The sequence below is a fragment of the Streptomyces sp. NPDC002446 genome, from assembly GCF_053595675.1.
The window spans coordinates 1-1,106 of sequence record NZ_JBSFYC010000173.1 but is presented as its reverse complement, the minus strand read 5'-3'; the positions used below and the strand labels follow the sequence as shown (position 1 = coordinate 1,106).

At 67.9% G+C, this 1,106-nt stretch carries 1 protein-coding gene; it reads right to left on the bottom strand.

From position 1 onward, the window contains the following. A partial coding sequence (locus ACWD6P_RS37050) for an acyl-CoA carboxylase subunit beta (protein ID WP_451448618.1) occupies positions 1-1,106 on the bottom strand: 1,106 nt, incomplete at both ends.

Sequence of the window (1,106 nt, the reverse complement as noted above, 5' to 3'; positions counted from 1 at the left end):
CGGGCGGGCAGGTCCGCGTGCTTGGTGCGCAGCATGTCGAGGGCGCGGATGAGGGTGTGGCGGGTGTCGGTGGGGTCGATGACGTCGTCGACCAGGCCGCGTTCGGCCGCGTAGTAGGGGTGCATCAGCTCGGACTTGTACTCCTTGACCATGCGGGTGCGCATGGCTTCGGAGTCGTCGGCTTCGGCGATCTGCTTGCGGAAGATGACGTTGGCGGCGCCCTCGGCGCCCATCACCGCGATCTCGTTGGTCGGCCAGGCATAGGTCAGGTCGGCGCCGATGGACTGCGAGTCCATCACGATGTAGGCGCCGCCGTAGGCCTTGCGCAGCACGATGGAGATCCGTGGGACGGTGGCGTTGCAGTAGGCGTAGAGGAGTTTGGCGCCGTGGCGGATGATGCCGCCGTGTTCCTGGTCGACGCCGGGCAGGAAGCCGGGGACGTCCAGGAGGGTGATGATGGGGATGTTGAAGGCGTCGCACATCTGGACGAAGCGGGCGGCCTTCTCGGACGCCTCGATGTCCAGGACGCCGGCCAGTGACTGCGGCTGGTTGGCGATGATGCCCACGACCTTGCCGTCGAGGCGGCTCAGCGCGCAGATGATGTTGGTCGCCCAGCGCTCGTGGACCTCGAGGTACTCGCCGTCGTCGACGATCTCCTCGATGACCTTGCGCATGTCGTAGGGGCGGTTGCCGTCGGCCGGGACCAGGTCCAGCAGCGCGTCGCCGGAGCGGTCGGCGGGGTCCTCGCAGGCCACCGTCGGCGGGTTCTCCCGGTTGTTGGCCGGCAGCAGCGACAGCAGGTAGCGGACCTCCTCCAGGCAGGTCGCCTCGTCGTCGTAGGCGAAGTGCGCCACCCCGGAGGTCTCGGCATGCACATCAGCGCCGCCCAGACCGTTCTGCGTGATCTCCTCACCCGTCACCGCCCGCACCACATCAGGGCCGGTGATGAACATCTGCGACGTCTCACGGACCATGAACACAAAGTCCGTCAGGGCGGGGCTGTAGGCCGCGCCGCCCGCGCACGGGCCCAGCATCACCGAGATCTGCGGGATCACCCCGCTCGCCTTGGTGTTGCGCTGGAAAATACCGCCATACCCCGCCAGCGC